Genomic DNA, 24,098 nt, shown 5'->3' on the forward strand with positions numbered 1-24,098 from the left:
GTGTGGAAGGCAGGCCTCGTGGCAGCGAAGGACAACGCGGTCAGTCCGGGGAGTGCGGGTCCTCGACAGAAGCTCGAGAAGGTCGTCATTCGATTCGCCGGCGACTCCGGCGACGGTATGCAGCTCACCGGTGACCGGTTCACCTCCGAAGCCGCCCTGTTCGGCAACGACCTTGCCACCCAACCGAATTACCCCGCCGAGATCCGCGCGCCGCAGGGCACGCTGCCCGGTGTGTCGTCGTTCCAGATCCAGATCGCCGATTACGACATCCTGACCGCGGGCGACCGCCCCGATGTGCTCGTCGCGATGAACCCGGCGGCGCTGAAGGCCAACGTCTCCGACCTGCCCCGCGGCGGTCTGATCATCGCCAACTCCGACGAGTTCACCAAGCGCAACCTCGCCAAGGTCGGCTATGAAGCCAACCCGTTGGAGACCGAGGAACTGTCCGACTACGTCGTGCAGGCCGTGCCGATGACGACCCTGACGCTGGGCGCGGTCGAGCCGATCGGCGCCTCCAAGAAAGACGGCCAGCGGGCGAAGAACATGTTCGCGCTCGGTCTGCTGTCGTGGATGTACGGCCGTGAACTCAAGCACAGCGAGGCGTTCATCCGCGAGAAGTTCGCCCGCAAGCCCGACGTCGCCGAGGCCAACGTGCTCGCGCTCAAGGCCGGCTGGAACTACGGCGAGACCACCGAGGCCTTCGCCAGCACCTATGAGGTCGCACCCGCCAAGCTCAAAACCGGTGAGTACCGCCAGATTTCCGGTAACACCGCGCTGGCCTACGGAATCGTCACCGCCGGTCAACTCGCCGATCTGCAGGTCGTGCTCGGCACCTACCCGATCACCCCGGCGTCGGACATCCTGCACGAGCTGTCCAAGCACAAGAACTTCAACGTGATGACCTTCCAGGCCGAGGACGAGATCGCCGGCATCGGCGCGGCTATCGGCGCGTCCTACGGCGGCGCCCTGGGCGTCACCAGCACCTCGGGCCCGGGCATCTCGCTGAAGTCCGAGGCGATCGGTCTGGCGGTGATGACAGAACTGCCGCTGATCATCATCGACGTGCAGCGCGGCGGGCCGTCGACCGGTCTTCCGACCAAGACCGAGCAGGCCGACCTCTTGCAGGTGATGTACGGCCGCAACGGCGAGTCGCCGGTCGCGGTGGTGGCGCCCCGCTCACCGTCGGACTGCTTCGACGTGGCCGTGGAGGCCGCCCGCATCGCGGTCAACTACCACACGCCGGTGGTCATCCTCTCCGACGGTGCGATCGCGAACGGCTCCGAGCCGTGGCGGATTCCGGACGTCAGCAGCTACCCGGCCATCGAGCACACGTTCGCCAAGTCCGGCGAGCCGTTCCAGCCGTACGCCCGCGATCCGGAGACCCTGGCGCGCCAGTTCGCGATCCCCGGTACGCCCGGTCTCGAGCACCGGATCGGTGGCCTTGAGGCGGCCAACGGCTCCGGCAACATCTCTTATGAGCCCAAGAACCACGACCTGATGGTCCGGCTGCGGCAGGCCAAGGTCGACGGCATCGCTGTGTCCGATCTCGAGGTCGACGACCCGACAGGTGACGCCGAACTGCTGATGCTCGGTTGGGGTTCCAGCTTCGGGCCGATCGGTGAGGCGTGCCGGCGGGCGCGCCGCAAGGGCATCAAGGTCGCCCAGGCGCACCTGCGCAACCTCAACCCGTTCCCGGCCAACCTCGGAGAGGTGCTGCGGCGGTATCCGACGGTCGTGTGTCCGGAGATGAACCTCGGCCAACTCGCTCTGCTGCTGCGGGGCAAGTACCTCGTCGACGTCCAGTCGGTCACCAAGGTGGAAGGCATGGCCTTCCTGGCAGACGAGGTCGAGGGCATCATTGATGCGGCGCTGGACGGAACGTTGGGCGAGAAGGAAAGTGACAAAGTGAAGTTCGCACGACTGGCGGCGGCGACCGTCGAAGTCGGCGTGAGCGGTGTGGGAGCGAACGTATGACCGACTTGATCGGAGCAGATCTCGGGTTGACCGCAGGCACCAGTCGGGTGCCGACGACCGATCAGCCGCAGAAGTCCAAGGACTTCACCAGCGACCAGGAGGTCCGCTGGTGCCCCGGTTGCGGTGACTACGTCATCCTCAACACCATCCGCAACTTCCTGCCCGAGTTGGGGTTGCGCCGCGAGAACATCGCGTTCGTCAGCGGTATCGGCTGCTCGAGTCGCTTCCCGTACTACCTGGAGACCTACGGGTTCCACTCGATCCACGGCCGCGCCCCGACGATCGCGACCGGCTTGGCGCTGGCCCGCGAGGATCTGTCGGTGTGGGTTGTCACCGGTGACGGTGACGCGCTGTCGATCGGCGGCAACCACCTGATTCATGCACTGCGCCGCAACATCAACATCACGATCCTGTTGTTCAACAACCGGATCTACGGGTTGACCAAGGGCCAGTACTCCCCGACGTCGGAGGTCGGCAAGGTCACCAAGTCGACGCCGATGGGGTCGCTGGACTACCCGTTCAACCCGGTGTCGTTGGCGCTCGGTGCCGACGCGACGTTCGTCGGGCGTGCACTGGACTCCGACCGCAAGGGGTTGTCCGAGGTGCTGCGCGCCGCCGCCGCTCACCGCGGTGCGGCCCTGGTCGAGATCCTGCAGGACTGCCCGATCTTCAACGACGGCTCGTTCGACGCCCTGCGCAAGGAAGGCGCCGAGGAGCGGCTGATCAACCTCACCCACGGTGAGCCGGTCACGTTCGGGGCCGACGGCGAGTACTGCGTGGTCAAGTCCGGCTACGGGCTCGAGATCGCCAAGACCGCCGATGTGTCGGCCGACGAGATCGTCGTGCACGACGCCAACCTCGAGGACCCCGCCTACGCGTTCGCGTTGTCGCGGCTGTCGGAACAGAGCCTCGAGCACATGGTGATGGGCATCTTCCGCCAGGTGAGCAAGCCGACCTACGACGATGCGGCCCGTCAGCAGATCACCGCGGCCCGCACCGAGAGGGCACACGACACGGCGGCGCTTCAGTCACTGCTTCGGGGCAAAGACACCTGGACTGTCGACTAACGTCACGGTCATGACGACCACCGTTCCGCTGGCCGGAATCATCCTGGCGGGCGGGGCTTCCCGCCGCATGGGCCGCGACAAGGCCACGTTGCCGTACGAAGGCTCGACGCTCGTCGAGCGGATGGTGGACATCCTCAAGCCGCGTTGCGCGCCGATCTTCGTCATCGCCGCCCCGGGGCAGGCGATGCCAGCGCTCGACGCCGAGGTTCTGCGCGACGAGGTGCTTGGCGTCGGCCCACTGCTGGCGACCGGCCGGGGGCTGCGGGCGGCCGCCGACGCCGGATCGGAACTCGCTTTCGTCTCCGCGGTGGACATGCCGCTGTTGACCGTCGACTTGATCGACACATTGGTCGCCCCGGCGGTGCGCGTCGGGGCGGACGTGGTGTTGCCCTGGGACGGCCGTGACCACTACCTGGCAGGCGTCTACCGCACCGCGCTGGCTGGGCGCGTCGACGAACTGATCGACGCGGGGGAGCGCAGCATGCGCGCGCTGGTCGACCGGGTCGACACACAGCGGATCGTGATGCCGCAACAGCGTGCGCTGACCAACATCAACACCGCCGCCGACCTGGAGGCGATCCGCAACGTGCAAATCGCCTAGCAAATTCACTGATTGAAATACCTGCTATTCGCAATTGTGTGAATTGAATTCCTGCCAGTGAATTAGCTCGCGTTTTGCCGTGATAAGCACATCAACGTGCTGATAGCGGCTCGCCGCGTGAAAGCGCAATATCGGCATAACAGATGCACGAATACGGCTGGCTCTCAGCGCCTTTCGGCAGCATCACCCGCAGCGGTCGGCGAATTCGAGCTCGCTGGGGACTGATTCGGTGCCCGCGCCCGCCCCAAAGGTAGGCCGCTGCGGGTGGGCCGGTCGCGGCGAAACTAGCGAGGCACGGCATGGCCTGGGGTTCAGAAGGCGGTTCACGGCCCGAGGGGTGTGCCGATGTATGTCGCACTGGCGACGAAAGCCCCGCGGGTGTAACGGATGCCGTGACGATCCGGTAGAGGCTGCCGCAGGTCGGTACATTCGGCCTCGAGTCGGTGACGTCGTGAGTTACTGACGCACAACGTATTTCAACTATCGAAGCCGTCGCAGGGCCAGCGAAGTTGCCGTAGGCATGGGCAACGATCATGCTCGTTGCGTTTCATTTCGTCGACGACACTGCGGTTTTCGCCGCTCCAACCAGTGCGCGACCGCACATACCCGTGTTCCAGCTCACAAAATGACCGTGAGATGGCTCACGACATCGTGTCCTGGCATCAGTTTTGCCGTGTCCGTCAAAGCGCAGCGCAACCTGGGAATATGCTGAGAAATCTGCGCCGTAATCGTTTCGTGATCATGCCGCGACACACCTTTGCTCGATATGACGGCGGCCGAACTCTTTTTGTACGGTCCCCAATGGCTCTACCCGGAGCAAACAATTTGAAACCACGAACCTGTGTGTGAGTGGGGCTGTAGGAGGCGAACGGTCTCCGGCGGCCGCCGGCGCTGAGGCCCGGCGAGGCATTCCGGCCTCCCGCTGTCGCACCCGACCGAGACGGTGCGGCCCAACTCCCTGGCCTGGCTGACAGGCATGCCCACTCCGCGCGCTCTGGCGCGGGTGTGTGTTGGCGCGCGCGTGGCGAAAGGATAGAAGTTGACGAACATCCGCAAGACACTTGGCCTGGCGACCTTTGCCGGAGCGCTCGCGTTGGCGCCCATGGCTCTGGCCACCGGCACTGCCAATGCGGACAGCGGTGTGGACTGGGATGCCGTCGCGGCGTGCGAGTCGGGCGGTAACTGGTCCATCAACACCGGTAACGGCTACTACGGCGGCCTGCAGTTCACCATGGGCACGTGGCAATCGAACGGTGGCAGCGGCTCCCCGCACAACGCCAGCCGCGAGGAGCAGATCCGCGTCGCCGAGAACGTGCTGCAGTCGCAGGGCATCGGCGCATGGCCGACCTGCGGCGGTCGCGGCTAAGCACGCGTTTCGTCTTGACCAAGAGGCGGTGCCGGGTATCCGGCACCGCCTCTTCTTTCTCAGAAGGCTCTTACGCCAATTAAGTAACGAATAAAACTTTTGACCCTCGCGTAACACGTGACGTTCATCACCCGACACACCGGATAACCGCAGCGGAGATCGAGGGGTTCTCGGATGCGGGCCTTGTGAAAACGGTCGGGGAAGGACCGCAGAGATGAACGTTCGTAATGCAGTGAGCAAGAGCCTCTTGGCCGCGGCGATCTCCGGAGCGCTGGCGATGGTGCCGATGGCACTGTCCGAGTCGTCGTTGGCCACAGCCAACGCCGATTCGGTGAACTGGGACGCCATCGCCGAATGCGAGTCCGGTGGCAACTGGGCGATCAACACGGGCAACGGCCACTACGGGGGTCTGCAGTTCAAGCAGGCCACCTGGGCGGCCAACGGCGGTGTCGGCAACCCCGCGACCGCGTCGCGCGCCGAGCAGATCCGCGTTGCCGAGAATGTCCTGCGCACCCAGGGCCTGAAGGCGTGGCCGAAGTGCGGACCCCGCGGCGCGACGCCCGCCGTGTGGACCACGCCGTCGGGTCCGTCCGCTCCGACCGCACGGACGGTGCCTGCCTCGGCGACCGGCTGCGCTTCGATGCCGTCCAGCGGGCTGTTCGGCTTCGTCAACCCGCGTCAGATGTGCACCGCGCTGCTCAACCCGATCGGGACGATCGCCGGAGCACGCTGAACTCGTTGCCCTGCGGATCGCTCAGCGCCCCGGGAGCCGAGTCGACGCTCCACTGCCAGCGGTTGGGAACGACACGGTCGTCGTCGACGCGGACGAACTTCCAGATGAGGTCCTCCCAACCGGCCGACCCGTAGAGCCACCGCGGTGTCCCGTCGGGACCGTCCCGCAGTTCGGCTCCCACCCGGGGCGCCCACCAGGCGGCGAGCTCTTCGGGCCGGTCGCTGTCCGTGCAAACGGCGAAGACGCGGGCGGGCGGGCCTCCTCCCGGGTCCTGCGGGAACGCGCAGAATTCGTTGCCCTCGATGTCCGCCAGCATCGTCCACCCGGTGTGGTCGGCGAGGACGCGGGCGCCGAGGTCGAGGAGCGACGCGACATCGCGCACGTAGAGGTCGACGTGGACGCGGTTCTTCACCGTCTTCGGGTAGTTCTGCGGTCGGAAGACCAACAGCCTGCGCTGGGCCTCGGCGCCGAGGACCGCGGCCCAGAAGGCGGTCATCGCCGGCGGGTCGGCCGCGTCGACGACCAGCGGGCCCAGCCGCACGGTCACACCGCGAACAGGTCGCGGTCGGTCGGCAGCTTGAACGCCGACCGCGACGCCACATCGGCCAGGTGGCGGGCCACCAGGGCTTCGGGTCCCAGCACCGTCGCACGGCTCACGAGCGCACTGATCGCCGGCGGCAGGTTCATGACGCGCCCGATGAACCGCGATTCGCGGACCAGCGAGCGGACCCGCGGGCGGCGGAACTTCTCGAACCGCGCGAAGGCGGTGGCGACATCGTCGTCGCCATCGAGGAACCTCGCGAGGATCGCGGCGTCCTCCAGCCCCTGACAACCGCCCTGTCCGAGGTGCGGGCGCATCGGATGCGCGGCGTCACCGACCGTCACGACCGAACCCCGCGACCACTGGCGGGCCTCGTCGCGGTCATAGAGGTCGTTGCGCATGACGGCCTTGGGGTCGGTGGCGGCCAGGATCTCGGGGATGGGCGCGGCCCACGACGCGAACCGTTCCTGGAGGTAGGGCAGTTCACCTTGCGGCGCCGTCGTCCCCTGGGGTACGCGTTCGGTGGCGAACCAGTAGGTGTGGTCCTCCCCGAGCGGCACGTGGCCGAACTCGACCGCGGGTCCGAGCGTCTCGCCCGCGAGCTCAGGATCGATCGTGCACTCAGCCACTCCGCGCCACGCGGTGTAGCCGACGTATTGGTTGTGCAGCGGTCCGTTGAGATGACGGGCGACCATCGAATGGGTGCCGTCGGCGCCCACGACGGCCTCGGCCCCCAGCACCGCGGAGTCGGCCAGCCTTATTCTTACGCCGTCGGCGGTCGTTGCCAGCGCCTCGGCCGCCACTCCGGCTTTCAGGGTGCCGTCGGCGAGCGCACCGGCCAGGATCGACGTCAACGCCGAGCGGCGGATGACCACGAGAGGTTCGCCGAGGGCCTTGATGAGGCGTTGCCGTTCGGGTCGCCGCAGCCAGCTGCCGTCACGCCAACGGGCCGCGCCCGCGGTGACCCGGCCGCCGGCTTGACGCACCGGGTCGCCGAGGCCGATGTCGTCGAGTGCGGCCAATGCGTTGGGCCAGATGCTGATCCCGGCGCCGGACGACGTGTCGGCGCGCTCCTCGACGAGCGTGACTTCGTGTCCGCGCTGTTGCAGCGCGACGGCGCTCGCCAGCCCGGCGATGCCTGCCCCGACAACTACGATCCGCTTCGGCATCTGTCGAACGTAGCGCGCCGAGCGCGCAGTTCGTGCAGAGAAGGCGTCCGATCGGTGTGCTACGAACGGGGCATGATCGCGACGGCCCCCGACGTCCTGTCCACCTCGTCTCGCGCCCCCTTCCACGACCTCGACGAGTACGTCGCGTTGCCCCGCCTCTCGGGGCTGGCGCTGTCGCCGGACGGAACACGATTGGTGACCACCGTCGCCCAACTCAACGACAAGAGAACCGAATACGTCAGCGCGGTCTGGGAGCTTGATCCCGCCGGTGCCCAACCGGCACGCCGACTGACGCGAGGGACCAAGGGGGAGTCGGCGCCCGCGTTCGCGGCCAACGGCGATCTGCTGTTCATCGCCGTCCGCCCGACCCCCGATGACGACGAGCCGCCCGCCGCGCTGTGGCGGCTGCCGTCGACCGGCGGTGAGGCGGCGCGGGTGTTGGCGCTTCCCGGCGGCGTCGAGGCGGTGCGCCCCGCCCGCGAGGAGGACGTCGTTGTGGTGCGCTCACCGCTGATGCCGTCGGCACGGACCATCGACGACGACCGTCGGCTCCGGTCCCTGCGCAAGGACAACAAGATCACCGCGATCCTGCACACCGGTTATCCGATCCGCCACTGGGACTCCGATCTCGGGCCGGGCGAGCCGCACCTGCTCGGCGTCGCGTTGACCAACGATTCCGCCCGCGGTGAGGACGTCCGCGACCTGACCCCCGCGCCGGGCGCTGCATTGCGCGACTCCGACTTCGACGTCAGTTCCGACGGGCGCTTTCTGGTCACCACGTGGCAACGGCCCGCCCCCGGCGCGTCTCGGCAATCGGTGTTGATGCGAATCGACCTCGACAGCGGCGAACGCACGGTGGTGGTGGAGGAGGCCGCCGCCGACGTGTGGAGTCCGTCCATCTCCCCGGATGGTTCGACCGTCGTCTACCTGCGCGAGACGTTCTCGACGCCCGACACCCCACCGCGAATAACGCTGGGCTGCATCCGATTCGGTGACAGTCCACGCGTGCTCACCGACGATTGGGACCGGTGGCCGGCATCGGTGACATGGCTGCGGGACGGCTCGGCGGTGATCGTCACGGCCGATCAGGACGGCAGGGCACCGGTCTTCCGTGTCGACCTCGCCGACGGCGCGGTGACCCAGCTGACCTTCGACGATTACTGCTACTCCGACGCGGTGGTCGCTGCGGGCGGTGTGCTGTTCGCGTTGCGCAGCTCCTACGCCGCGCCACCCCACCCCGTGCGCATCGACCCCGACGGCGCGATCACCGAACTCCCATGTGCGGCGTCGCCGCCGCTGCCGGGGACGCTGATCGAACTCGAGACGACCTCCGCCGACGGCACGCGAGTGCGTTCGTGGCTGGCGCTGCCGGCGGGTAACGGCGAGGCACCGCTGCTGTTGTGGATCCACGGCGGCCCGTTGGCCAGCTGGAACGTGTGGTCGTGGCGGTGGAATCCGTGGCTGCTGGCGGCTCGCGGATATGCGGTGCTGCTGCCCGATCCCGGGATGTCCACCGGTTACGGGCAGGACTTCATCGCACGAGGTTGGGGCGCATGGGGCGGTGCCCCGTTCGAGGATCTGATGGCCCTCACCGACGCCGCGTGCACCCATCCGCGCATCGACGCGTCCCGCACCGCGGCGATGGGTGGATCGTTCGGCGGTTACATGGCCAACTGGGTCGCCGGCCACACCGACAGGTTCGACGCGATCGTCACCCACGCCAGCCTCTGGGCGCTCGACCAGTTCGGCGCCACCACCGACTCGTCGTACTACTGGCTACGCGAGATGACGCGCGACATGGCGCAGGCGAACTCGCCGCACCGCCACGTGGGCGACATTCGCACGCCCATGCTGGTCATCCACGGCGACAAGGACTACCGGGTGCCGATCGGCCAGGCACTGCGGCTCTGGTACGAGCTGCTGACCCACTCCGCGCTGCCCGCCGACGCCGACGGCGACAGCCCGCACCGGTTCCTGTACTTCCCGTCGGAGAACCACTGGGTGCTCACACCCCAACACGCCAAGATCTGGTACCAGGTCGTCATCGGGTTCTTGGCCCGGCACGTGCTCGGTGAGGACGTCGAGGTGCCCGAGACGCTCGGGTAGCGTCGCGACCATGAGCGCACCGGAGCGGGAATTCGACATCGTCTTGTACGGAGCAACCGGGTTCGTCGGGAAACTCACCGCCGAATACCTGGCCAGGACGGCGCCGGACGCCCGGATCGCGCTTGCAGGTCGGTCGCACGACAAGCTGATCGCGGTCCGAGACTCCCTGGGTGGCAAGGCCGCCTCCTGGGCGCTGATCACCGCGGACGCGTCGCAGCCGTCGACACTGAACGCGATGGCCGCACAGACGCGCGTGGTGGTGACCACGGTGGGGCCCTACGCGAAGTACGGTCTGCCGTTGGTCGCGGCGTGCGCGGCCGCCGGCACCGACTATGCGGACCTGACCGGTGAGTCGTTGTTCATCCGCGAGAGCATCGACCAGTACCACAAGCAGGCCGCCGACACCGGCGCCCGGATCGTGCACTCGTGCGGATTCGATTCCGTCCCATCGGATCTCACGGTGTTCGCGTTGTACCGGCGCGCGCAGCAGGACGGCGCGGGCGAACTCACCGACACCAACCTTGTGGTGCGCTCCTTCAAGGGCGGGGTCTCCGGCGGCACGGCCGCGTCGATGATCGAGGTCATGCGGGCGGCGTCGTCGGACGAAGAGGCGCGACGGGTGATGAACGACCCGTACACGCTCACCCCCGACCGCGCCGCCGAACCCGAACTGGGCGGTCAACCCGATCTGCGGTGGCGGCGGGGCGCGGAGATCGCACCGGAGCTCGACGGGTACTGGGTTGCGCCTTTCGTGATGGCCGCGGTGAACACCCGTATCGTGCGGCGCAGCAACGCATTACTCGACTACGCCTATGGTCGGCGCCTGGAGTACGGCGAACAGATGAGTATGGGCAAGTCGGTGCTCGCGCCGGTCGCATCGGCGCTGGCCGCTGCCGGCAACGTCGCGACGATGGCGCTGGGCAGCCGTTACTTCGACCGCGTGCCCAGCAAGCTGGTCGACCGGGTGCTGCCCAAACCCGGCACCGGTCCCAGCGAGAAGGTCCGCGAGAGCGGCCACTACACCGTCGAAACGTACGCGACGACCACCACGGGCACCCGGTATCGGGCCGTCATGTCGCAGAAGGGCGATCCGGGCTACAAGGCGACGGCGGTGCTGCTAGGGGAGTGTGGGCTCGCGCTGGCGCTGGACCGGGACAAGCTGTCTGACCTTCGCGGCGTGCTCACCCCCGCCGCGGCGATGGGCGACGCGTTGCTCACCCGCCTGCCCGCCGCGGGGGTGACGCTGGAGACGACGCGCCTACACAGGTAGCGCACGTCACATCGCATCAGGAGCGAAAAGCCGCTCCGTTCGGGGCAGTTAGCGACAGCGCGCACTGCATTCCTAGAATTGCGGGGTGACCGCCAGCCCCCGATCCTCTGCCGAAGCCCTGCCCAAGTCCTGGGACCCGGCCGCAGTGGAGAGCGACCTCTACGAGGGCTGGGTCAAGGCCGGCTACTTCACCGCCGACGCGACCAGCAGCAAGCCGGCTTATTCGATCGTGCTGCCCCCGCCGAATGTCACCGGCAACCTGCACATGGGCCACGCGCTGGACCACACCCTGATGGATGGGCTGACGCGCCGCAAGCGGATGCAGGGCTACGAGGTGTTGTGGCTACCGGGCATGGATCACGCCGGCATCGCCACCCAGTCGGTCGTCGAGAAGCAACTCGCGGTCGACGGCAAGACCAAAGAGGATTTCGGCCGCGACCTGTTCGTGGACAAGGTCTGGGACTGGAAGCGGGAATCCGGTGGCACGATCGGCGCGCAGATGCGCCGCCTCGGCGACGGCGTCGACTGGAGCCGCGACCGGTTCACGATGGACGAGGGCCTGTCGCGCGCGGTGCGCACGATCTTCAAGCGACTCTTCGACGCGGGCCTGATCTACCAGGCCGAGCGACTGGTCAACTGGTCGCCGGTGCTCGAGACCGCCATCTCCGACCTCGAGGTCAAATACGAAGACATCGAGGGTGAGCTGGTGTCGTTCCGGTACGGCTCGCTCCACGACGACGAACCGCACATCGTCGTCGCCACCACCCGAGTCGAGACGATGCTGGGCGACACGGCGATCGCGGTGCACCCCGACGACGAGCGCTACCGCGACCTGGTCGGCAAGACGCTGCCGCACCCGTTCATCGACCGCGACATCGTGATCGTCGCCGACGAGCACGTCGACCCCGAATTCGGCACGGGCGCCGTCAAGGTGACGCCCGCCCATGACCCCAACGACTTCGAGATCGGTCTGCGCCACCAGCTCCCGATGCCGTCCATCATGGACACCAAGGGCCGAATCGTCGGCACTGGAACGGAATTCGACGGCCAGGACCGCTTCGAGGCTCGGGTCAAGGTGCGCGAGGCGCTGGCCTCGCAAGGCCGCATCGTCGCGGAGAAGCGGCCATACGTGCACAGCGTCGGCCACTCCGAACGCAGCGGCGAGCCGATCGAGCCGAGGCTGTCGCTGCAGTGGTGGGTCAAGGTCGACGCGCTGGCCAAGGCCGCCGGCGACGCAGTTCGCAACGGCGACACCGTGATTCACCCGCCCAGCCTCGAGCCCAGGTGGTTCGCGTGGGTGGACAACATGCACGACTGGTGCATCTCGCGCCAGCTGTGGTGGGGCCACCGCATCCCGATCTGGCACGGCCCCGGCGGCCAGACCGTCTGTGTCGGGCCCGACGAGACGCCGCCCGAGGGCTGGGAGCAGGACCCCGACGTGCTCGACACCTGGTTCAGTTCGGCGCTATGGCCGTTCTCCACCATGGGCTGGCCGGACCACACCGCTGACCTCGCCAAGTTCTATCCGACGACCGTGCTGGTCACCGGGTACGACATCCTGTTCTTCTGGGTGGCGCGGATGATGATGTTCGGCACCTTCGTCGCCGACGATCCGGCAATCACCCTCGACGGTCAGCGCGGACCCCAGGTGCCGTTCCAGAACGTCTTCCTGCACGGGCTGATCCGCGACGAGCACGGCCGCAAGATGAGCAAGTCACGCGGTAACGGGATCGATCCGCTGGACTGGGTGGAGATCTTCGGGGCCGACGCGCTGCGATTCACGCTGGCCCGCGGGGCGAGCCCGGGCGGTGACCTGTCCATCGGCGAGGATCACGCCCGAGCGTCACGCAACTTCGCCACCAAGCTGTTCAACGCCACCCGGTTCGCCTTGATGAACGGCGCCGCACCCGCTCCGCTCCCAGAGACCGCCGAGCTGACCGACGCCGACCGGTGGATCCTGGGCCGCATGGAACAGGTTCGCGCGGAGGTGGATTCGGCCTTCGACGCCTACGAGTTCAGCCGCGCGTGCGAATCGCTCTACCACTTCGCCTGGGACGAATTCTGCGACTGGTACGTCGAGCTGGCCAAGGTGCAGCTCGCCGAGGGCATCACGCACACGACGGCCGTGCTGGCCGCGGTGCTCGACACGCTGCTGAAGCTGTTGCATCCGGTGATGCCGTTCGTCACCGAGGTGCTGTGGAAGACCCTGACCGGCGGCGAGTCGGTGGTGATCGCCGACTGGCCGACGCCATCGGGTTTCGAACCCGATCCGGTTGCCGCGCAACGGGTCGCGGATATGCAGAAGCTGATCACCGAGGTGCGCCGCTTCCGCAGCGATCAGGGACTCAACGACCGGCAGAAGGTGCCTGCGCGGTTGTCGGACATCGCCGGCGCGGACCTGCAGGCGCAGGTGCCCGCCGTGCGCTCGTTGGCCTGGCTGACCACCGACGGTGATGGCTTCGCCCCGACCGCGGCCATCGAGGTGCGGCTGTCGCGCGGCACCGTGACCGTCGAGGTCGACACGTCGGGCACCGTGGACGTGGCCGCCGAGCGGCGCCGGCTGGAAAAGGATCTCGCCGCGGCGCAGAAGGAACTGGCCAGTACGACAGGAAAACTTGGAAACGAGGCGTTTCTGGCGAAGGCGCCCGCAGAGGTCGTCGACAAGATCCGCGGACGCCAGCAGATCGCGCAGGAGGAAGTCGAGCGCATCACTGCGAGGTTGGCCGCGCTGCGATGACCGACCCGGAGCCGGACGACCTGCCAGAGCCGGACGTGGAGCCGTTGGGGCCGCCGGATCCCGAGCCTTCACCGGACGAGATCGCGGCGCTCCTGCAAGTCGAGCACCTGCTCGACCAGCGTTGGCCCGAAACGAAACTCGAACCCAGCACGACGCGCATCTCGGCGCTGCTCGAACTGCTCGGTTCACCGCAGCGCGGGTACCCGTCGATCCACATCGCGGGTACCAACGGCAAGACGTCCGTCGCGCGGATGGTCGATGCGCTGCTGACCGCACTGCACCGCCGCACCGGACGCACCACCAGCCCGCACCTGCAATCGGCGGTCGAGCGCATCTCGATCGACGGCAAGCCGATCAGCCCCGCGGCCTACGTCGACACTTATCGCGAGATCGAGCCGTTCGTGCACCTGGTCGATCAGCAGTCCGAGGCCGGCGTTCTCGGAAAGGCTGGCCCGGCCATGAGCAAGTTCGAGGTCGTGACCGCGATGGCGTTCGCCGCCTTCGCCGATGCGCCGATCGATGTCGCCGTCGTCGAGGTCGGCCTCGGCGGTCGCTGGGACGCCACCAACGTCGTGAACGCGCCCGTCACGGTGATCACTCCGATCGGTGTCGACCACGCCGAGTACCTGGGCGACACCCTCGCCGAGATCGCCGCCGAGAAGGCCGGGATCATCGGCAAACAGGAAGACGACCTCGTTCCCACCGATACCGTCGCGATCATCGGCAGGCAGGCGCCCGAGGCGATGGAAGCGCTGCTGGCCCAGACGGTGCGCGCGGACGCGGCGGTCGCGCGCGAGGACTCGGAGTTCGCGGTGCTCGGCAGGCAGGTCGCCGTCGGCGGGCAGCTGCTCGAACTGCAGGGGCTCGGCGGCCTGTACTCCGAAATCTTCCTGCCGCTGCACGGAGAACACCAGGCGCACAACGCCGCGCTCGCGCTTGCGGCCGTCGAGGCGTTCTTCGGCGCCGGGGCACAGCGCCAGCTGGACATCGACGCGGTGCGGGCGGGCTTCGCCGCGGTGACAAGCCCCGGCCGGCTGGAGAGGATGCGCAGCGCGCCAACGGTTTTCATCGATGCCGCGCACAATCCGGCCGGAGCCACGGCGTTGGCGCAGGCACTGCAGGAGGAGTTCGACTTCCGCTTTCTGGTCGGCGTCGTGTCGGTGATGGGCGACAAGGACGTCGACGGCATCCTGACCGCCCTGGAACCGGTGTTCGACCAGGTCGTCGTCACGCACAACGGATCACCGCGCGCGCTCGACGTGGAGGCATTGGCGCTGGTGGCCGAGCAGAAGTTCGGTCCCGAGCGGGTGGTCACCGCGGCGACGCTGCCCGACGCGATCGAGATCGCCACCGCGATCGTCGAGGAGTCGGCGATCGAGGGTGAACTGCTGGGGGGCGCGGGGATCGTGATCACCGGCTCGGTCGTCACCGCCGGAGCGGCACGCACGCTGTTCGGAAAGGACCCGCAATGACCGAACCGGCGCCGCAGCAGCCGGATCCCTGGAAGAGCTTCCGCGGGGTGATGGCGGGCACGCTGATCCTGGAAGCCATCGTCGTGCTGCTGGCGCTGCCGGTGGTGGCCAATATCGGCGGCGGCCTCACGGCGGCCACCGGCGGCTTCCTCATCGGGATGGCGGTGATCCTGGTGCTGCTGGCCGGCGTGCAGGGCAAACCGTGGGCGATCTGGGTGAACGTGGGCCTTCAGGTCGTGTTGATCGCGGGTGTGGTCCTCGACGGGGCGATCGCGTTCGTCGGGGTGATCTTCCTGGTGGTGTGGCTGCTGATCGCCTATCTGCGCGCCGAGGTCCTTCGCCGCCAGAAGAGGGGACTTCTGCCTGGTCAGCAGCGTCCGCCGGAGTAGTCGGTTTCGGCGGCTATTCTGTCGGCCGTGACTGAGCCGATTGAACGGACCCTCGTGTTGGTCAAGCCCGACGGCGTCAAGCGGCGTCTTGTCGGTGACATCCTTTCCCGGATCGAACGCAAAGGGCTGGCGATCGCCGAGCTGAAGCTGGTGACCGTCAGCGACGAGTTGGCCCGCAGGCATTACGCCGAGCACGAGGGCAAGCCGTTCTTCGATTCGCTGCTCGCGTTCATCACATCGGGCCCGGTCGTGGCGGCGGTCGTGGAGGGTCCACGTGCCATCGCGGCGTTCCGGCAGATCGCCGGCGGAACCGACCCCGTGGAGAAGGCCGCACCGGGCACCATCCGCGGTGACCTGGCCCTGATCACCCAGGACAACCTCGTTCACGGCTCGGATTCCCCGGAGTCCGCCGCGCGCGAGATCGATCTCTGGTTCCCCGGCAAGTAAGGGTTTCGCGACCTGTCTCGCCCAGCCTGGTCGGGCGGGGCGTCGTGATGTGGGATACTCGACGCGGGTGACCGGCCGCCAACGGGGACCGGACACCCGAATGAAGACTTAGACGTGCGCGACCATCGCCACGCGTGATGCGGCGCCGACCGTCCAGCCATCATTCAGACCGGCACCGGGATGGTCCCCAGTGGGCCGCTCGGAGCGAGACCACAACAAGCTCGGGCGAAGTCACCCGGGTCCATAGCGGAAGTCCTCGCGTGGCCGCGTCAAACACGACGCGCCCGGGGGCTTAAGGAGACTACGTGGCCGAAGATGCCCCCACCGAAGACCTATCTGAACACACGCGAGAAGCACAGGACGCTCAGCCGGAGTCGTTGAGAGTCGATTCGCTGGCTCAGGTGCTGGGCACCACCAGCGAGCGGGTTCTCGAGGCGCTGACCGCGCTGGACGGCCGCCCTCGCACCGCCGAATCCCCTCTCGGGGAGGACGAGGCCCAACGCGTGCGCGAAGCGCTCGCCGACGGTGCCGAAGCGCCGCAGACGTCCGAACCGGCGGATGTCGCCGAACCTCCGGATTCCTCCGAACCGAGAAACGGAGACGAGCCGGAGTCCCGGACGATTCTGGAGACCCCGGCGGAACAGGCGCCGCAGCGCGCCGAATACATGCCGCTGTTCGTCGCGCCGCAGCCCGTCCGCTTCGAATACGACGCCGACGACGATGACGACGACACCGACGACGACGGTGACGACGGCCAGGACAGCGACGACGACCAGTCCGAGCGACCCTCGGGTCGCCGTCGCCGCCGCGGTCGGCGCGGACGGGGCCGCGGTCGCGGTGAGCAGAACGGTGACGACGCCGACGGCGACGGGGACGCCGATCAGGGCGGTTCCCAGGGTTCGGACTCCGACGGCGACGACTCGGACGACTCCGACGAGGACAACGGCGACGACGAGAACACCGGCACCGATGGCGCCACCCGCCGTCGTCGCCGCCGTCGTCGTCGCAAAACGGGATCGGGGGACGACAGCGATGCGACCTCGCCCGACGATCCGCCCAACACCGTCGTGCACGAGCGCGAACCGCGGAAGTCGACCAGAAACGACAAGTCCGGCAGCGGCGACGGCGAGATCCAGGGAATCAGCGGATCTACCCGGCTGGAGGCCAAACGGCAACGCAGGCGCGACGGCCGAGACGCAGGCAGGCGCCGCCCGCCCATCCTGAGCGAGGCCGAGTTCCTGGCCAGGCGCGAGGCAGTCGAACGGATGATGGTCGTGCGCGACAAGGTCCGCACCGAACCTCCGCACGAGGGCGCCCGCTACACGCAGATCGCCGTGCTCGAGGACGGCGTCGTCGTCGAGCACTTCGTGACCTCGGCGGCGTCGGCCTCCCTGGTCGGCAACATCTACCTCGGCATCGTGCAGAACGTGCTGCCCTCGATGGAGGCGGCCTTCGTCGATATCGGCCGCGGGCGCAACGGTGTCCTCTACGCCGGCGAGGTCAACTGGGAAGCCGCCGGACTCGGCGGCGCGGCCCGCAAGATCGAACAGGCGCTCAAGCCGGGCGACTACGTCGTCGTCCAGGTCAGCAAGGACCCCGTCGGCCACAAGGGCGCCCGGTTGACGACGCAGGTGTCGTTGGCGGGTCGGTACCTGGTCTACGTGCCCGGAGCCTCGTCGACCGGCATCAGCCGCAAACTGCCCGACACAGAACGCCAGCGTCTCAAGGAGATCCTGCGTGAGGTGGTGCCGCCCGACGCCGGTGTGATCATCCGGACCGCATCCGAGGGCGTCAAAGAAGAGGACATCCGCAACGACGTCGAACGCCTCGCCAAGCGCTGGTCCGAGATCGAGGCCAAGGCCGCCGACATCACCGCCAAGAAGGCCGGTGCGGCCGTCGCGCTCTACGAAGAGCCCGATGTGCTGGTCAAGGTGATCCGCGACCTGTTCAACGAAGACTTCACGGGCTTGACGGTCTCCGGCGACGACGCCTGGAAGACCATCAACGACTATGTGAATTCGGTTGCGCCCGAACTTCTTCCGCGACTGACGAAATACGAGCCCGCTTCCGCCGACGGCCCCGACGTGTTCGCGGTGCACCGCATCGACGAGCAACTGACCAAGGCGATGGACCGCAAGGTATGGCTGCCCTCGGGCGGCACGCTCGTCATCGACCGCACCGAGGCCATGACCGTCATCGACGTCAACACCGGCAAGTTCACCGGGTCGGGCGGCAACCTCGAGCAGACCGTCACCCGCAACAACCTCGAAGCGGCCGAGGAGATCGTGCGCCAGCTGAGGCTGCGCGACATCGGCGGCATCGTGGTGATCGACTTCATCGACATGGTGCTGGAGAACAACCGCGACCTGGTGCTGCGGCGGCTGACCGAGGCGCTGGCCCGGGACCGGACTCGCCATCAGGTCTCCGAGGTGACCTCGCTGGGCCTGGTCCAGTTGACGCGCAAGCGGCTCGGCACCGGTCTGGTGGAGGCGTTCTCGACGCCATGCACACACTGCAGCGGGCGCGGGATCGTGCTGCACGGCGACCCGGTCGACTCGACGTCGAGCAGCGGACGAAAGTCCGACACCGGCGGTCGGCGTGGTAAGCGCGGAAAGCGCGGTGCCAAGTCCGACGACGTCGCCGTGGCCAAGGTCCCGCCGCATCCCGCGGGCGAGCACCCGATGTTCAAGGCGATGGCGGCGGCCAACGGTCGCCATGACGCAGACGACGATGCCGTCGACGAAGACACCACCGACGATGAGCGCCGCGACCAGAAGCCCGAGGAGGTCGCCGAGACCGATTCCGAAGCCATCCGCACCGCGGTGATCGAGTCGGGCGAGGACGATATCGAGGACCTCGAGGACGAGGACTTCGACGAGACCGACTCCGATGATTCCGACGAAGACGAGGACGAGGACGAGGACGAGGACGAGATCGACCTGGATTCCGATGACGACGAAGACGACATCGACGACGACATCGAGGTCATCGGCGCCGACGACTCCGACGACGACTCTGATGAGGACGACGACGAGGATTCGGACGAGGACGAGGACTCCACGGACTACGACACCAGGGGGGTCGCATCTGCGGCTGTCTCGCGAGGGCGGCACCGGCGTCGCGCGGCCGCCCGACCTGCGGGCCCGCCAAGCCACGAGCGCTGACCTGCTGGCCCGGGGGCCGACAAGCCGTGACCTGCGGTGATTTGACCCTCATACGGCGGCTCAAGTAGCCTTGAGCAGTTGTCGCCAGGCTGGACCATGTAGTCGGCGGCAGTCGCAAACCCAGACCAGCGCAGCGGCAAATCGCGCGCGCCCAGTGAACGACGTAGGAGTAGTAAGACGATGGCAGCCGAGAAGGTCACGTACGCAATCGTCAAGACCGGCGGCAAGCAGTACAAGGTTGCCGTCGGCGACGTGGTGAAGGTCGAGAAGCTCGAGTCCGAGCCCGGCGCCAGCGTCTCGTTGCCCGTGGCCCTCGTCGTCGACGGGTCGAAGGTGACCTCCGACGCGAAGTCGCTGGAGAAGGTCGCCGTCACCGGCGAGATCCTCGAGCACACCAAGGGCCCGAAGATCCGCATCCACAAGTTCAAGAACAAGACCGGCTACCACAAGCGGCAGGGACACCGTCAGCAGCTGACCGTCCTCAAGGTCACCGGCATCAAGTGATGAGCCGTCAGGCGAAGGACCGAAAGCAGTGATGAGCCGTCAGGCGAAGAACAGAGAGCACTGAGGGGAACCACAGACATGGCACACAAAAAGGGCGCTTCCAGCTCGCGGAACGGTCGCGACTCCGCCGCACAGCGGCTCGGCGTCAAGCGGTTCGGCGGCCAGATCGTCAAGGCCGGCGAAATCCTGGTACGGCAGCGGGGTACGCATTTCCATCCCGGCACCAACGTCGGCCGCGGAGGTGACGACACTCTGTTCGCCACCGCTCCCGGCGCCGTCGAATTCGGTTCCAAGCGCGGCCGCAAGATCGTCAGCGTCGTTCGACCGGCGCCGCAGGAGGCCTGACTTCCTGCCGCGAATGTGATGCTGCTGCGACTTCCCGGCTGAAGCTGGCAGTAGCTCACACTCGTCACGGAAAGGAAGACCGATGCCTCGCTTCGTCGACCGCGTCGTGATCCACGCGCGAGCCGGCAACGGCGGCAACGGCTGCGCCTCGGTCCACCGCGAGAAGTTCAAACCGCTCGGCGGTCCCGACGGCGGCAACGGCGGTCGCGGGGGCAGCGTGATCCTGGTCGTCGACCCGCAAGTGCACACCCTTCTCGACTTCCACTTCCATCCGCACGTCGTCGCACCGTCCGGCAAGCAGGGCGCGGGCGGCAACCGGGATGGGGCCGCGGGCGCCGACCTCGAGGTCAAGGTTCCCGACGGCACGGTCGTGCTCGACGAGGACGGCCGGCTGCTCGCCGACCTCGTGGGGGCCGGCACCCGCTTCGAAGCGGCCGCCGGTGGCCGCGGCGGCCTGGGCAATGCCGCGCTGGCATCGCGCGCACGTAAGGCTCCCGGCTTCGCGCTGCTGGGGGAGAAGGGTCAGGTCCGCGACCTGACGCTGGAGCTCAAGACCGTCGCCGACGTCGGGCTCGTCGGCTTCCCGTCCGCAGGCAAGTCCTCGCTGGTGTCGGTGATCTCGGCGGCCAAACCGAAGATCGCCGACTATCCGTTCACGACGCTGGCGCCCAACCTCGGCGTGGTGTCCGCGGGCGGCAACACCTTCACCGTCGCCGACGTTCCCGGCCTCATCCCCGGCGCCTCACAGGGGCGCGGGCTGGGACTGGACTTTCTGCGGCACATCGAACGTTGCGCGGTGCTGGTGCACGTGGTCGACTGCGCGACGATGGAACCCGGACGCGACCCGGTCTCCGATATCGACGCGCTGGAAGCCGAGCTCGCCGCGTACACGCCGACACTGCAGGGCGATTCGACGCTGGGCGACCTCGCCGAGCGTCCGCGTGCGGTGGTGCTGAACAAGATCGACGTGCCCGACGCCCGCGAGCTGGCCGAATTCGTGCGCGAGGAGATCGTGCGCCGCTACGGCTGGCCGGTGTTCGAGGTGTCCACCGTGACCCGGGAAGGGTTGCGGCAGTTGACCTTCGCGTTGTGGGAGATGGTGTCGGCGTACCGCGAAGCGCAACCGCCGGTGGTGCCGCGCCGACCCGTCATTCGTCCCGTCCCCGTGGACGAGAGCGGTTTCACCGTCGAGCCGGACGGGCACGGCGGTTTCGTCGTGCATGGTGTCCGGCCCGAACGGTGGGTCGCCCAAACCGATTTCGACAACGACGAGGCCGTCGGCTACCTCGGTGACCGGCTGGCCCGCCTGGGTGTTGAGGATGAGCTGTTGAAGCTGGGCGCGCGGCCCGGATGCGCGGTGACCATCGGTGAGGTCACCTTCGATTGGGAGCCGCAGACACCCGCCGGCGTCGACGTACCGATGTCGGGTCGCGGCACGGATCAGCGGCTCGAGCAGACCGATCGCGTCGGGGCCGCCGAGCGTAAGGCCGCGCGGCGGGAACGGCGCCGCCCCGGCGGCGAGTCATGACCGCCTCCGCGCGCCCCGATGAGTCGGCGCACCGGGCGGCGGTGCGCACCGCGCGCAGCGTCGTCGTCAAGATCGGCACCACCGCGCTGACCACGCCGACCGGAGTGTTCGACGCCGGCAGGCTTGCGGTGCTGGTCGAGGCCATCGAGAACCGGATGCGGGCGGGCTCAGATGTGGTCATCGTGTCGTCGGGGGCCATCGCGGCGGGCATCGAACCGCTGCGGCTGTCGAGGCGGCCCGCCGACCTGGCCACCAAACAGGCCGCCGCCAGCGTCGGCCAGGTGGCCCTGGTCAACGCATGGAGCGCGGCGTTCGCGCGTTATGAGCGCACCGTCGGACAGGTCCTGCTGACCGCGCACGACATCTCGATGCGAGTCCAGCACACCAACGCCCAGCGCACGCTCGACCGGTTGCGGGCGCTGCACGCGGTGGCGATCGTCAACGAGAACGACACCGTGGCCACCAACGAGATCAGGTTCGGCGACAACGACCGGCTCTCGGCGCTGGTCGCGCACCTGGTCGGCGCCGACGCGCTGATCCTGCTGTCCGACATCGACGGGCTCTACGATTCGGATCCCCGGAGGGCGTGCGAGACAGGCGGGGCGCGCTTCATCGCCGAGGTGGCGCAGCCGGAGGACCTCGACGGCGTGGTGGCCGGCCGAGGTAGCCAACTGGGCACCGGAGGGATGGCGTCGAAGCTGTCATCGGCGTTACTGGCCGCCGACGCCGGGGTGCCGGTGTTGCTGGCCGCGGCCTCGGATGCGGCGACCGCGTTGGCCGACGCGTCCGTCGGCACGGTGTTCGCGCCGCGGCCCGAGCGGATGTCAGCGCGCCGGTTCTGGGTGCGCTACGCCGCCGAGGCCGCGGGCGCGCTGACACTCGACGACGGTGCGGTGCGCGCGGTGCTCACGCAGCGGCGCTCGCTGCTGCCCGCCGGTATCACCGCGGTGTCGGGGCGCTTCTACGGCGGCGACGTCGTCGAGTTGCGGGCGCAGGACGGGACGATGGTCGCGCGCGGCGTCGTCGCCTACGACCGCGGTGAGTTGGCGACGATGTTGGGCCGGTCGACGTCGGATCTGTCACCGGAGCTGCGCCGGCCCGCCGTACACGCCGACGACCTGGTGGCGGTCTAAGCCGTTGCGCTAGTGATCGCCCAGCGATCGGATGCGTGCCGAGATCCCCTCGAACACCGCCTTGATCTGGTCGGCGCGTTCGTCGGCGCTTTCCATCACGTCGTCGTCGGCCGGTTGCACCGTCACGCCGTTGGCCTTCGCGGTCGCCTCGAAACATTCGCGGACCACCGGATCGGCGAGGATCACCGCCGCCAACATTCCCGGTGTGAGCTCGCGAGTGCGCAGCAGGCCGTCGTAGCGCACCTCCGCAGGGATCCGAATCTCCAGTGCGCCGCCTTCGAGTTGCTGCTTGGCCGCGGCCAGCAGAAGCGTCAGCGCAGCGCGGGAGACCGCGCCGAGCACCTTGTGCCGGAACGGGAACCACGGCAGCGGCAGCTTGTCGATCTGCTTGTCCACTCCGCCGGTGAACAGGTACTCGATCAGGCTGCGGGTGCGGACCTCTTCGACCTCCGCCCATTCGACGGCGTCCCCGTCGAACTCGACCGCGTCCTCGCTGATGGCCACGCCGCCGAAGTGGTTGAGCTTGCGGACCAGCCACCGGAGTTTGTCGGGTGTGAGCGAGTGCTCGGCGATCACGTCGCCGATGCCCAGTGCCCACCGGCCGGTGACCGGCCCGGGCTCAGGGCGGTGCCGGTCGATCAGCTCGCGGAGCCACGAGGCGTCCTCGGAGGTCTGGGTCACGCCGTCATTCCCGTCGACGTCGCGAGGGCGGGCAGCTCGTCGGCCAACAAGGCCAGCATGGGGGAGCACCCGTTGTCGATCTTGACCGTCGCCAGCGCATCGCCGCGGGTGGGTCCGCGGTTGACGATCGCGATCGGCATACCCGCCGCCGCGGCGTGGCGCACGAACCGGTAACCCGAGTACACCGTCAGCGACGACCCCGCCACGAGTAGCGCATCGGCCGCATCGACCATCAAATAGGCTTGAGCCACACGTTCTTTAGGGACGTTCTCGCCGAAATAGACGATGTCGGGTTTGAGCATCCCGCCGCACTGCGGGCAGTCGACGACGCGGAACGACGTGGTGTCGCCGACGACGGCATCGGCGTCCGGGGCGACCGCGATGCCGCCCACCGACTCGGCGACCCGCTGGGCGAAGCCCGGATTCGCCGCCTCCAGCAGATCGGCCAGGGCGGCGCGGCTCATCGTGTGCGCACAGTCGAGGCAGATCACCTGCGCGTAGGTGCCGTGGAGGTTGACGACGTTGTCGCTGCCCGCCTTGCTGTGCAGCAGGTCGACGTTCTGGGTGATCAGCGCGGACACCACACCCGCGCCCTCGAGCGTGGCGAGGGCCCGATGGCCGGCGTTGGGCAGCGTGGCGTCCATATGACGCCAGCCGAGGTGGTTGCGCGCCCAGTACCGCTGCCGGAACGCGGGGTCGGAGATGAACTGGCGGATCGTCATGGGATTGCTCGGCGGCGAGTCCGGGCCGCGGTAGTCGGGGATTCCGGAGTCGGTGGACATCCCCGCACCGGTGAGCACCGCGATCCGTCGGTCGCGCAGCAGGCCGACAAGTTCGGGTGCGTCCACCTGGTCGAGGGTAGGCGCATCGT

The 24,098-nt window shown here is 68.1% G+C and carries 18 protein-coding genes and 2 pseudogenes; 16 read left to right on the top strand and 4 right to left on the bottom strand.

Annotated elements, in window-relative coordinates:
• Nucleotides 1-18: 18 nt before the first annotated feature.
• The 5 genes and pseudogenes from CEX87_RS05945 to CEX87_RS27480 all read left to right on the top strand — a co-directional run.
• Nucleotides 19-1,974, top strand: coding sequence for a 2-oxoacid:acceptor oxidoreductase subunit alpha (locus CEX87_RS05945; protein WP_064397394.1), 1,956 nt, complete (start codon nucleotides 19-21; stop codon nucleotides 1,972-1,974).
• Nucleotides 1,971-3,041: a 2-oxoacid:ferredoxin oxidoreductase subunit beta gene (locus CEX87_RS05950; RefSeq protein WP_064419649.1), complete on the top strand. Its 1,071-nt coding sequence runs from the start codon at nucleotides 1,971-1,973 to the stop codon at nucleotides 3,039-3,041. Before CEX87_RS05945 ends, CEX87_RS05950 begins: the two co-directional genes overlap by 4 nt.
• Before the next feature lie 10 nt (nucleotides 3,042-3,051).
• Entirely contained in the window at nucleotides 3,052-3,642 is a 591-nt protein-coding gene (mobA, locus tag CEX87_RS05955; protein ID WP_064396863.1) for a molybdenum cofactor guanylyltransferase, read from the top strand.
• Between the two features lie 1,141 nt (nucleotides 3,643-4,783).
• Nucleotides 4,784-5,008 (top strand): annotated as a pseudogene (locus CEX87_RS05960) (transglycosylase family protein); the annotation flags it as partial.
• Nucleotides 5,009-5,330: 322 nt separating this feature from the next.
• A pseudogene (locus CEX87_RS27480) lies at nucleotides 5,331-5,561 on the top strand (transglycosylase family protein); the annotation flags it as partial.
• A gap of 145 nt (nucleotides 5,562-5,706) precedes the next feature.
• Here CEX87_RS27480 and CEX87_RS05970 read toward each other — a convergent pair.
• Nucleotides 5,707-6,288 carry a VOC family protein gene (locus tag CEX87_RS05970; protein ID WP_064426194.1) on the bottom strand — a complete coding sequence of 194 codons (582 nt, stop codon included), beginning with the start codon at nucleotides 6,286-6,288 and terminating at the stop codon, nucleotides 5,707-5,709.
• Entirely contained in the window at nucleotides 6,285-7,451 is a 1,167-nt protein-coding gene (locus CEX87_RS05975) for an FAD-dependent oxidoreductase (RefSeq protein ID WP_064426193.1), read from the bottom strand. Before CEX87_RS05975 ends, CEX87_RS05970 begins: the two co-directional genes overlap by 4 nt.
• A gap of 72 nt (nucleotides 7,452-7,523) precedes the next feature.
• Between CEX87_RS05975 and CEX87_RS05980 the strand changes: the two genes are divergently transcribed.
• The 11 genes from CEX87_RS05980 (at nucleotide 7,524) to proB (ending at nucleotide 22,546) form a co-directional block, all read left to right on the top strand.
• Nucleotides 7,524-9,557, top strand: coding sequence for an alpha/beta hydrolase family protein (locus CEX87_RS05980; RefSeq protein WP_094286358.1), 2,034 nt, complete (start codon nucleotides 7,524-7,526; stop codon nucleotides 9,555-9,557).
• A gap of 10 nt (nucleotides 9,558-9,567) precedes the next feature.
• Nucleotides 9,568-10,827 carry a saccharopine dehydrogenase family protein gene (locus CEX87_RS05985; protein ID WP_064396853.1) on the top strand — a complete coding sequence of 420 codons (1,260 nt, stop codon included), beginning with the start codon at nucleotides 9,568-9,570 and terminating at the stop codon, nucleotides 10,825-10,827.
• An 85-nt stretch (nucleotides 10,828-10,912) separates the two neighbouring features.
• A complete protein-coding gene (locus CEX87_RS05990) occupies nucleotides 10,913-13,564 on the top strand; it encodes a valine--tRNA ligase (protein ID WP_064427561.1) in 2,652 nt (883 codons plus the stop codon).
• Complete coding sequence (gene folC, locus CEX87_RS05995) at nucleotides 13,561-15,036, top strand: bifunctional tetrahydrofolate synthase/dihydrofolate synthase (RefSeq protein ID WP_094286360.1); 1,476 nt, start codon at nucleotides 13,561-13,563, stop codon at nucleotides 15,034-15,036. Before CEX87_RS05990 ends, folC begins: the two co-directional genes overlap by 4 nt.
• The gene (locus CEX87_RS06000; protein ID WP_064396849.1) at nucleotides 15,033-15,425 is read left to right on the top strand and encodes a DUF4233 domain-containing protein; all 393 of its coding nucleotides are present in this window, start codon (nucleotides 15,033-15,035) and stop codon (nucleotides 15,423-15,425) included. Before folC ends, CEX87_RS06000 begins: the two co-directional genes overlap by 4 nt.
• A gap of 39 nt (nucleotides 15,426-15,464) precedes the next feature.
• Nucleotides 15,465-15,872 carry a nucleoside-diphosphate kinase gene (gene ndk / locus CEX87_RS06005; protein WP_064419716.1) on the top strand — a complete coding sequence of 136 codons (408 nt, stop codon included), beginning with the start codon at nucleotides 15,465-15,467 and terminating at the stop codon, nucleotides 15,870-15,872.
• A 305-nt stretch (nucleotides 15,873-16,177) separates the two neighbouring features.
• A complete protein-coding gene (gene rne / locus CEX87_RS06010) occupies nucleotides 16,178-19,036 on the top strand; it encodes a ribonuclease E (protein WP_094286362.1) in 2,859 nt (952 codons plus the stop codon).
• A gap of 180 nt (nucleotides 19,037-19,216) precedes the next feature.
• Nucleotides 19,217-19,540, top strand: coding sequence for a 50S ribosomal protein L21 (rplU, locus tag CEX87_RS06015; protein ID WP_064396844.1), 324 nt, complete (start codon nucleotides 19,217-19,219; stop codon nucleotides 19,538-19,540).
• A 78-nt stretch (nucleotides 19,541-19,618) separates the two neighbouring features.
• Complete coding sequence (gene rpmA, locus CEX87_RS06020; protein ID WP_064396842.1) at nucleotides 19,619-19,885, top strand: 50S ribosomal protein L27; 267 nt, start codon at nucleotides 19,619-19,621, stop codon at nucleotides 19,883-19,885.
• A gap of 82 nt (nucleotides 19,886-19,967) precedes the next feature.
• Nucleotides 19,968-21,413: a GTPase ObgE gene (gene obgE / locus CEX87_RS06025; RefSeq protein WP_064396840.1), complete on the top strand. Its 1,446-nt coding sequence runs from the start codon at nucleotides 19,968-19,970 to the stop codon at nucleotides 21,411-21,413.
• Nucleotides 21,410-22,546: a glutamate 5-kinase gene (gene proB / locus CEX87_RS06030; protein WP_064396838.1), complete on the top strand. Its 1,137-nt coding sequence runs from the start codon at nucleotides 21,410-21,412 to the stop codon at nucleotides 22,544-22,546. The genes obgE and proB overlap by 4 nt, the downstream gene beginning before the upstream one ends.
• Nucleotides 22,547-22,555: 9 nt before the next feature.
• On the opposite strand, the gene CEX87_RS06035 is transcribed toward proB, so the two are convergent.
• Entirely contained in the window at nucleotides 22,556-23,227 is a 672-nt protein-coding gene (locus CEX87_RS06035; RefSeq protein ID WP_094286363.1) for a hypothetical protein, read from the bottom strand.
• Nucleotides 23,224-24,075, bottom strand: a complete 852-nt coding sequence (locus CEX87_RS06040; protein WP_094286365.1) for an NAD-dependent protein deacetylase — start codon at nucleotides 24,073-24,075, stop codon at nucleotides 23,224-23,226. Before CEX87_RS06040 ends, CEX87_RS06035 begins: the two co-directional genes overlap by 4 nt.
• Nucleotides 24,076-24,098 lie beyond the last annotated feature (23 nt).

This window comes from Mycobacterium lehmannii, assembly GCF_002245535.1.
Classification (GTDB): domain Bacteria; phylum Actinomycetota; class Actinomycetes; order Mycobacteriales; family Mycobacteriaceae; genus Mycobacterium; species Mycobacterium lehmannii.

What these genes read in the sequence shown, in the direction of transcription:
- CEX87_RS05950 (WP_064419649.1), top strand. Translation starts at nt 1,971, where the DNA reads ATGACCGACTTGATCGGAGCAGATCTCGGGTTGACCGCAGGCACCAGT.
- mobA (WP_064396863.1), top strand. Translation starts at nt 3,052, where the DNA reads ATGACGACCACCGTTCCGCTGGCCGGAATCATCCTGGCGGGCGGGGCT.
- CEX87_RS05975 (WP_064426193.1), bottom strand. Translation starts at nt 7,451, where the DNA reads ATGCCGAAGCGGATCGTAGTTGTCGGGGCAGGCATCGCCGGGCTGGCG.
- CEX87_RS05980 (WP_094286358.1), top strand. Translation starts at nt 7,524, where the DNA reads ATGATCGCGACGGCCCCCGACGTCCTGTCCACCTCGTCTCGCGCCCCC.
- CEX87_RS05985 (WP_064396853.1), top strand. Translation starts at nt 9,568, where the DNA reads ATGAGCGCACCGGAGCGGGAATTCGACATCGTCTTGTACGGAGCAACC.
- folC (WP_094286360.1), top strand. Translation starts at nt 13,561, where the DNA reads ATGACCGACCCGGAGCCGGACGACCTGCCAGAGCCGGACGTGGAGCCG.
- CEX87_RS06000 (WP_064396849.1), top strand. Translation starts at nt 15,033, where the DNA reads ATGACCGAACCGGCGCCGCAGCAGCCGGATCCCTGGAAGAGCTTCCGC.
- rplU (WP_064396844.1), top strand. Translation starts at nt 19,217, where the DNA reads ATGGCAGCCGAGAAGGTCACGTACGCAATCGTCAAGACCGGCGGCAAG.
- rpmA (WP_064396842.1), top strand. Translation starts at nt 19,619, where the DNA reads ATGGCACACAAAAAGGGCGCTTCCAGCTCGCGGAACGGTCGCGACTCC.
- obgE (WP_064396840.1), top strand. Translation starts at nt 19,968, where the DNA reads ATGCCTCGCTTCGTCGACCGCGTCGTGATCCACGCGCGAGCCGGCAAC.
- proB (WP_064396838.1), top strand. Translation starts at nt 21,410, where the DNA reads ATGACCGCCTCCGCGCGCCCCGATGAGTCGGCGCACCGGGCGGCGGTG.